Raw genomic sequence first — 7,405 nt, 5'->3', positions numbered from 1 at the left:
TTTTGTTATATTTTTTTTTTAAAAAAAAAAACACAAGGTGGGGGTTTTGATTTTTTTTTTTGTGTTTATTTTTAATTGTTTGTTGGGGTGGGGGGGGAGGGTGGCTCCCCGAACGTTTTATGTAACAAAAATATTAAATTTTGTTTTTTGGAGTTGTGGTGGGTGTTTTGTTTTTATAAAAACACACATAAAAACGGGGTTGGGGGGCGAATAGAGGCCCAAAACCCCCCCCCCCCCCCCCGCCACCCCCCCCCCCCCCCCGCCGCTGACAGGTTCCTGCTGCTGTTGGTGGGTGCCGACCGTTGGTCGGCACGGGATCGGATCCCTGCTTCTGCTCTGGTAGGTGTCGACCTTGGTCGACACGATGTGTGCGGAAAAATTCTTTGCCCATGAAAAAGCCCGCCGGATATCGGCGGGCTTTTTCGTTTGCAACCTTGGCGTGGCGATCAGGTCCAGCCGAACAGCTCGAACAGCTTCAGGATCAGGTACGCACAGCCGCCTGCCGCCGGGATGGTCAGGATCCAGGCCCAGACGATGCGTTCGATCACGCCGAACTTCAGCGAGCGCGGGTTCTTGGCGAAGCCGACGCCCATGATCGCGGTGGAGATGCTGTGCGTGGTCGAGACCGGCATGCCGAAGTGGGCGGCCAGGGTCAGGATGGTGGCCGAGCTGGTCTCCGCGGCGAAGCCGTGGATCGGGTGCAGCTTGACCATCTTGTGGCCCAGGGTCTTGATGATCTTCCAGCCGCCCGAGGCGGTACCGGCGGCCATCACCACCGCACAGGTCAGCACGATCCACATCGCGATGCCGTCACCGGCATGCGCGTCCGGGTGCATGAAGGCAAGCCAGGACGGCAGGTCGTTCAATGCGCCGGTGGCTTCGGCACCGATCAGGGTCATGGCGATGATGCCCATGGTCTTCTGCGCGTCGTTGTGACCGTGGGCGAAGCCCATGTAGGCCGCCGAGGCGATCTGGGCCTTGCCGAAGAACGCATTGACGATGCGCGGACGGGCCAGGCGACCGATGGCGCCACCGATCTTGGCCAGGCCGGCGATCAGGCCCCACAGCAGCACCATCACCACGATGCCGAGCAGGAAACCGGCGATCGGCGAGGTGATCATCGGCACGAACACCTTCCACAGCAGGCCCTTGTTCTGGGCCCAGCTGCCCAGACGCTCGGACCAGATCAGCGCGTCCCAGTTGTTATGGGCCGCGGCCAGGCCGGCGCCGCAGAGGCCACCGATCAGCGCGTGCGAGGACGAGGACGGCAGGCCCTTCCACCAGGTGATCAGATTCCAGATGATGCCGCCGAGCAGCGCGCACAGGATCACCTGCGGGGTGACATCGACGACGTTGGTGTTGAGCAGGCCGGAGGCGATCGTCAATGCGACGGCCGTACCGGTCAGCGCACCGATCAGGTTCATGAAGGCGGCCAGCATCACCGCCCAGCCGGGCGAGAGCACCTTGGTCGCCACCACGGTGGCAATGGAGTTGGCGGTGTCGTGGAAGCCGTTGATGAACTCGAAGACGAGCGCGGCCAGGATCACCACCAGGACAAGGGTCAACATGCGGCGGCGTCCGTCAGCTGTTCTTCAACACGATCTGGTACGCCACCACGCCGGCCTCGCGGCAACGGTCGATGGCCTTTTCCAGGATCTCGAAGAATTCCTTCAGCAGGAACATCTGCAGGTTGTCCAGGCGACCGGAATAGATGTCGCGGTACAGCTCGAGCATCAGGCGGTCGGCCTCGTTCTCCAGCGAGCGCAGCTTCTCGTTCAGCGCGGTCATCCGGTCCAGGTTCATGTGGCGCAGGTCGGCCACCATCTCCACCACCACGCCGGCAGCCTGTTCCAGCATCGCCGCGCGCGGCGCGAAGTCGATGTGTTCCAGGTGGGTCGTGGCCAGCGAATAGCGATCGGCGAACTTCTCGATCTGCTTCGGAATCTTGTACAGGGCCGAACCCAGCGCTTCGATGTCTTCGCGCTCGATCGGGGTCATGAAGCTGTCCACCAGCGCCTGGCTGATCTTGTCCGAGGCCGCGCGTTCGCGCAGGCGGGCCAGCTTGAAAGCGTCCAGCGCGGGCTGGCGGTCGGCCTCGCGCAGCATGGAATGCAGCGCCTTGGCGGCGTCGGACGCCGCGACGGCGGCCTCATCGAGCAGGGTGTAGAACTGTTTGCCGGAACCGAAAATGGTCTGCAGAGAGAACATTGAGAAACCTGTCAGCCGTCGCGGGAAGGACGGCACCAGACGGAATTATGACGGCTAGATGACCATCTCGGGTATCCCCGCCCCCTTTCAAGGGCGTTGAACCCCCAACCTGAACAGGCGGTTGCCACCCTGCCACGCCCCTTTGCTAAGATGCCAGCGCGCCTTCGGGCGCACCTTATGGACGACGACCCTTATCCCCCAGCGCCGCGCCGGACCCCATTCCTGAGCGCCTGCCGCCATCGCAAGCACCCGCCCTCCCTGCCACCAACCGGGGACGACGCCCGTGTTTGAAATGATCCTGATTGTCTTCGCGCTTGTTCTGTTGAACGGCTTCTTCGCCATGTCCGAGATGTCGGTCATGACCTCGCGCAAGAGCCGCCTGAAGCAGATGGCCGCCACCTCCAAGCGCGCCGCCAAGGCGCTGGAGCTGTCGGAGAAGCCGGAGAGCTTCCTGTCCACCGTGCAGATCGGCATCACCGTGATCGGCGTGCTGACCGGCTACCTCGGTGGTGAAGCACTGGGCGAGGCCTTCGCCGGCTGGATCCAGGGCCTGATGCCGGGCTTCGCCTACGCCGGCAACATCGGCACGGCGCTGGCGGTCAGCCTGATCACCTTCATCACGCTGATCTTCGGCGAACTGGTACCCAAGCGCCTGGCACTGACCCGTTCGGAGGCCATTGCCGGCCTGGTGGCGATGCCGATGAGCTGGCTGGCCAAGCTGGCCCTGCCCTTCGTCTGGCTGCTGTCCAAGACCACCCAGCTGGTCCTGCGACTGTTCGGCCTGGGCAAGGATGAAGTCGCCTCGGTGACCGAAGAAGAGATCCGCATGCTGGTGGCCGAGAGCCACGAGGCGGGCGTGATCGATGCCCACGAGCGCGACATGATGAACCGCGTCATGCGCCTGGGCGACCGCACCGCCGACAGCCTGATGACCCCGCGCAACCGCATTGCGTGGCTGGATACCCAGGCCGGGCTGGAACGCAACCTGGAAATCATGGCCGAGCACGAGTTCTCGCGGTACCCGGTGTACCGCGACAACGACATGGACGTGGTCGGCGTGCTGGAGCTGAAATCGCTGGCCACGCGCATGGCGCGCGGCGACAACGCGCTGTTCCAGACCCTGCGCGAGCCCCTGTACGTCTCCGAATCGACCCATGCGATGAAGCTGCTGGAAATCTTCCGCGAGGAACAGCAGTCGATGGCACTGGTGGTGGACGAGTACGGCGAGATCCAGGGCCTGGTGACCATCAGCGACCTGATGGGCGCGGTGGTCGGCCGCCTGCAGGCGGTGGAGAACGCCGACGAGGATGCGCTGGTGGTGACCCGCGAGGACGGCTCGCTGCTGGTCGACGGCTCGCTGCCGATCGAAGACGTGCGTGAACTGATCGGCAGCAACGACCTGCCCGATGCCGAGGATGGCGACTACTACACGCTGGCCGGCATGTGCATCCACTACTTCGGCCGCATTCCGCACGCGGGCGAGTACTTCGACTGGGCCGGCTGGCGCTTCGAGGTGGTCGACCTGGATGGTGCGCGGGTGGATAAGCTGCTGCTGCGCACGCTGTCCGACGAGCAGGCCGATGAGCTCACCGCCTGAGGCCGGCCAGGGTCCGGGCATCGAGCGCCCGGCCTACCGCAACGAGGGCATCCGCACCCTGCTGGAGATGTTCGCCTCCGGTGATCCGGCCGAACACATGCCGCTTGGCCAGATCCTGTGCAACCTGCAGCAGAGCGCGTTCGGCGTATTCCTGTTCGTAGCGATCCTGCCCTCGTTCATTCCGATTCCGGGCATGGGCGGCGCGGTCAGCGGTCCACTGGTGGTCCTGATCGGGCTGCAGATGCTGTGCTGCCTGCGCCGCCCCTGGTTGCCCGGTTTCATTGCCCGGCGCGGGCCGAAGCGCGGCACCATGCACCGCTTCCTCGACCGTATCGATCGCCCGCTGCGGCGCCTGGACAAGATGCTGAAGCCGCGACTGCCCCAGCTGCTGACACCGCTGCCGGCGCATGCCTTCACCGGCCTGCTGCTGGTGCTGCTGGGCATCCTGCTGTCGCTGCCGATTCCCTTCACCAACTTCCTGTTCGGCTTCCAGTTGCTGCTGTTCTCGCTGGCGCTGCTGGAACGCGATGGTGCGCTGATGCTGTTCAACTGGATCGCGGCGCTGGCGGCGATCGCCTTCTTCGGCTTCAGTTCGGGGCAGCTGGTGGGTTATACCGTCGATCTGTTCCAGCGCTGGTTCTGAAAGCCGGAATTCACCGGGCACACCCCATCCACGCATGGCGTGGATCTACCGGGGGGATGCGGGTATCTGGATTCAGTAGATCCACACCATGCGTGGATGGGGCGTGCCCTCAGCGCAGATCAATGAAACCGTTGTCGGCCAACGCCGCCGGCTCGTCCTGCACCGCCGACAGCACGAAGGTCAGCGCCTTGCCCAGCAGCGTGCCCGGACCATCCCAGTATTCAGCACTGTCGGCGCGCACATGGATCAGGCGCAGGTTGGGGTCATCCTTGCCACCGGGGAAGAACAGCTTCATCGCCGGTGACCACAGCTCCTCGATCTTCGCGCGATCGTCGACCACGCGCGCGCGCCCCGCCACCGACACGTAGGTGTTCTTCGATGGAGAGGCGTAGGCCACGTTGACCCGCGGATCGAGCGCGATCTCGGCCACCTTCGGGCTGTCGCCGGTGATCACGAACCAAAGGTCACCGTCGAAGGCGACCTGCTGGGTGGCCAGCGGCCGGCTGTAGAGTCGCCCGTCGACGCCGGTGGTGGTGAACATCGCCACCTCCACGTCCTTGATCAGTTCGGCCAGCTGGGCAATGTGTTCGGCGCGGGTCTCGGCCATGGTGGGGACTCCAGAAGTAGGAGGCCCCATCAGACGCGGTTCGGCCGCAACAGGCCGTGACGCAATTGTTCAGCCCGCGTGGCGGGCATGCCAGGCGTGCATCGCCAGTTCGAACGAACGCAGGCGAGCGCGGTGGTCGTACAGATTGGCGGTGAGCATCAGTTCGTCGGGCTTGTGCCGTTCGACGAAGGCGGCGATGCCCTCGGCCACCTGCTGCGGATCACCCAGTACGGTGCAGGCCAATGCCCGCTCCACGCCCAGCTTTTCATGCGGTTCCCAGAAGGACTCGATGTCGTCGATCGGTGCCGGAATCTTGCCAGGACGGCCGCGGCGAAGGTTGACGAAACTCTGCTGCTGGCTGGTGAACAAACGCCGCGATTCGGCTTCGCTGTCGCTGGCGACAACGTTCAAGGCCAGCATCGCGTGCGGCTGTTTCAGCGTGGCCGAGGGGCGGAACTCGCGGCGGTACACCGCCAGCGCTTCGTCCATCACGTCGGGCGCGAAGTGCGAGGCGAACGCGTACGGCAGGCCCATCGAGGCGGCCATGCGCGCGCCGAACAGGCTCGAACCGAGGATCCAGGTCGGCACCCGCAGCCCCCCACCCGGAACCGCCTGCACTGCCTGCCCGGGCTCTACCGGTTCGAAGTAGTGCAGCAGTTCGCGAACGTCCTGCGGGAACTGATCGGCGCTGTCGAAGTAGCGGCGCAGTGCACGCGCGGTCGGCTGATCGGTGCCGGGTGCGCGACCCAGGCCGAGGTCGATGCGGTCCGGATACAGCGAGGCCAGCGTGCCGAACTGCTCGGCCACCTGCAGCGGCGCATGGTTGGGCAGCATGATGCCGCCGGCACCGACGCGGATGCGCTTCGTGCCCCCGGCCACATGGCCGATCAGCACGGCGGTGGCCGCACTGGCGATGCCGGGCATGTTGTGGTGTTCGGCCAGCCAGTAGCGGCGATAGCCCAGTGCATCGGCGTGCTGGGCCAGTTCCAGCATGTTGGCGAAGGCGGCGGTGGTGTCACTGCCCTCGCAGACCGGGGCCAGGTCAAGGATCGACAACGGGATCATCAGGCGGTTTTCCGTCACAGGATTCCCCATGCATGGGGTCGGCCGTGCGCAACGGCCAGTGACGGTGGCGGGATGCTGATTCCCGTGTGGCCGGTTCATCGCCCGCCGGATCGTGTAGAGCCGAGCCCGTGCTCGGCTGCCATTCGTCGACCAACAGCAGCCGAGCATGGGCTCGGCTCTACGGAAGCACGGTCAGAACGCGCTCGGGCGCGGCTCCGGCAGCGGCTGATCGACCATGGGCTTCAATTCTGCATCCAGCGCCACGCGCTCATCGAACACGAAGCAACGCCCCTCGTAGCCTTCGCCGCCCACTGCCTCGAAGTAACCGAGGATGCCGCCGTCGAGCTGCAGCACATTGTCCATGCCGTCGTTGACCATCCACAGCGCGGCCTTCTCGCAGCGGATGCCACCGGTGCAGAAACTGACCACGGTGCTGTCCTTCAGCGCCTCGCGGTGCGGCGCCAGCGCCCCGGGCAGGTCGGTGAACTTGTGGATGGGCAGCACCAGCGCGTCCTTGAAGGTGCCGTACTCCACCTCCTGCAGATTGCGCGTGTCGAGCATCACCACCGGCTTGCCGGCGTCGTCATGCCCCTGGCGCAGCCACCGCTGCACCGTGGCCGGATCGACCGCCGGCGCACGCGGATAGTCCAGCGGCTGGCCATCATCGCGGCGGAAGCTGATGATCTCGTCCTTCACCTTGGCCTTCAGCCGCGCGAACGGCTGGTGCTCGCTCAGGCTGGTCTTGACCCGCATGTCGGCGAAACGCGCATCGGCATGCAGCGCCGCATAGAAGCCCTCGATGGCCTGCGGCGCGCCGGCCAGGAACAGGTTCAACCCCTCGCGCGCCACCAGGATCGTGCCGCGCAGCTCCGCCGCCTCGGCACGCGCCAGCAGCTGGTCGCACAGGGCCTGGGGGGCGTCGATGACGGCGAAATGGTAGGCAGCGGTATTGGCGATCATCCCGCCATTTTAGCGCCAGACAGCCAAAGGGTCAGATTTTCACGTTCATCCACGCATGGCGTGGATCTGCTGTGTCGACCAAGGTCGACACCTACCAACAGCCGCGGGGAACTGTCAGAGGCGTGGGGGGGGGGGGGGGGGGGGGGGGGGGGGGGGGGGGGGGGGGGGGGGGGGGGCGCCCCCCCCCCCCCCCCCCCGCCCCCCCCCCCCCCGCCCCCCCCCCCCCCCCCCCCCCCCCCCCCCCCCCCCCCCCCCCCCCCCCCCCCCCCCCCCCCCCCCCCCCCCCCCCCCCCCCCCCCCCCCCCCCCCCCCCCCCCCCCCCCCC

7 protein-coding genes are annotated in these 7,405 nt (G+C 65.8%); 2 read left to right on the top strand and 5 right to left on the bottom strand.

From position 1 onward, the window contains the following. Nucleotides 1-446 precede the first annotated feature (446 nt). Both QRO91_RS21320 and QRO91_RS21315 read right to left on the bottom strand, forming a co-directional pair. Entirely contained in the window at nucleotides 447-1,568 is a 1,122-nt protein-coding gene (locus QRO91_RS21320; RefSeq protein ID WP_006431323.1) for an inorganic phosphate transporter, read from the bottom strand. 13 nt (nucleotides 1,569-1,581) lie between these two features. Continuing rightward, on the bottom strand, nucleotides 1,582-2,208 hold the full coding sequence (locus QRO91_RS21315; protein WP_004152833.1) for a DUF47 domain-containing protein: 627 nt from the start codon (nucleotides 2,206-2,208) through the stop codon (nucleotides 1,582-1,584). Nucleotides 2,209-2,500: 292 nt separating this feature from the next. Between QRO91_RS21315 and QRO91_RS21310 the strand changes: the two genes are divergently transcribed. Together QRO91_RS21310 and QRO91_RS21305 are read left to right on the top strand one after the other, a co-directional pair. After that, nucleotides 2,501-3,805 (top strand): hemolysin family protein, encoded by a 1,305-nt coding sequence (locus QRO91_RS21310; protein ID WP_005408992.1) that lies wholly within the window; start codon nucleotides 2,501-2,503, stop codon nucleotides 3,803-3,805. Then, nucleotides 3,789-4,448 carry an exopolysaccharide biosynthesis protein gene (locus tag QRO91_RS21305; protein WP_049428963.1) on the top strand — a complete coding sequence of 220 codons (660 nt, stop codon included), beginning with the start codon at nucleotides 3,789-3,791 and terminating at the stop codon, nucleotides 4,446-4,448. Before QRO91_RS21310 ends, QRO91_RS21305 begins: the two co-directional genes overlap by 17 nt. A gap of 109 nt (nucleotides 4,449-4,557) precedes the next feature. Here QRO91_RS21305 and QRO91_RS21300 read toward each other — a convergent pair whose 3' ends face one another. From QRO91_RS21300 to QRO91_RS21290, 3 genes are all read right to left on the bottom strand, one after another. Further along, on the bottom strand, nucleotides 4,558-5,055 hold the full coding sequence (locus tag QRO91_RS21300) for a pyridoxamine 5'-phosphate oxidase family protein (protein WP_049428962.1): 498 nt from the start codon (nucleotides 5,053-5,055) through the stop codon (nucleotides 4,558-4,560). Between the two features lie 69 nt (nucleotides 5,056-5,124). Beyond that, nucleotides 5,125-6,120, bottom strand: a complete 996-nt coding sequence (locus QRO91_RS21295) for an LLM class flavin-dependent oxidoreductase (protein ID WP_049428961.1) — start codon at nucleotides 6,118-6,120, stop codon at nucleotides 5,125-5,127. Nucleotides 6,121-6,312: 192 nt separating this feature from the next. Next, nucleotides 6,313-7,080: a sulfurtransferase gene (locus QRO91_RS21290; RefSeq protein WP_100443623.1), complete on the bottom strand. Its 768-nt coding sequence runs from the start codon at nucleotides 7,078-7,080 to the stop codon at nucleotides 6,313-6,315. Nucleotides 7,081-7,405: the final 325 nt, after the last annotated feature.

Source organism: Stenotrophomonas maltophilia group sp. Smal32 (genome assembly GCF_030237085.1).
In the GTDB taxonomy this organism is placed as follows: Bacteria; Pseudomonadota; Gammaproteobacteria; order Xanthomonadales; family Xanthomonadaceae; genus Stenotrophomonas; species Stenotrophomonas maltophilia_Q.
Note: the sequence above shows the minus strand (reverse complement) of the source record. Positions and strands in the feature narration are given on the sequence as shown.

What these genes read in the sequence shown, in the direction of transcription:
- QRO91_RS21320 (WP_006431323.1), bottom strand. Translation starts at nt 1,568, where the DNA reads ATGTTGACCCTTGTCCTGGTGGTGATCCTGGCCGCGCTCGTCTTCGAG.
- QRO91_RS21315 (WP_004152833.1), bottom strand. Translation starts at nt 2,208, where the DNA reads ATGTTCTCTCTGCAGACCATTTTCGGTTCCGGCAAACAGTTCTACACC.
- QRO91_RS21310 (WP_005408992.1), top strand. Translation starts at nt 2,501, where the DNA reads ATGATCCTGATTGTCTTCGCGCTTGTTCTGTTGAACGGCTTCTTCGCC.
- QRO91_RS21305 (WP_049428963.1), top strand. Translation starts at nt 3,789, where the DNA reads ATGAGCTCACCGCCTGAGGCCGGCCAGGGTCCGGGCATCGAGCGCCCG.
- QRO91_RS21300 (WP_049428962.1), bottom strand. Translation starts at nt 5,055, where the DNA reads ATGGCCGAGACCCGCGCCGAACACATTGCCCAGCTGGCCGAACTGATC.
- QRO91_RS21295 (WP_049428961.1), bottom strand. Translation starts at nt 6,120, where the DNA reads ATGATCCCGTTGTCGATCCTTGACCTGGCCCCGGTCTGCGAGGGCAGT.
- QRO91_RS21290 (WP_100443623.1), bottom strand. Translation starts at nt 7,080, where the DNA reads ATGATCGCCAATACCGCTGCCTACCATTTCGCCGTCATCGACGCCCCC.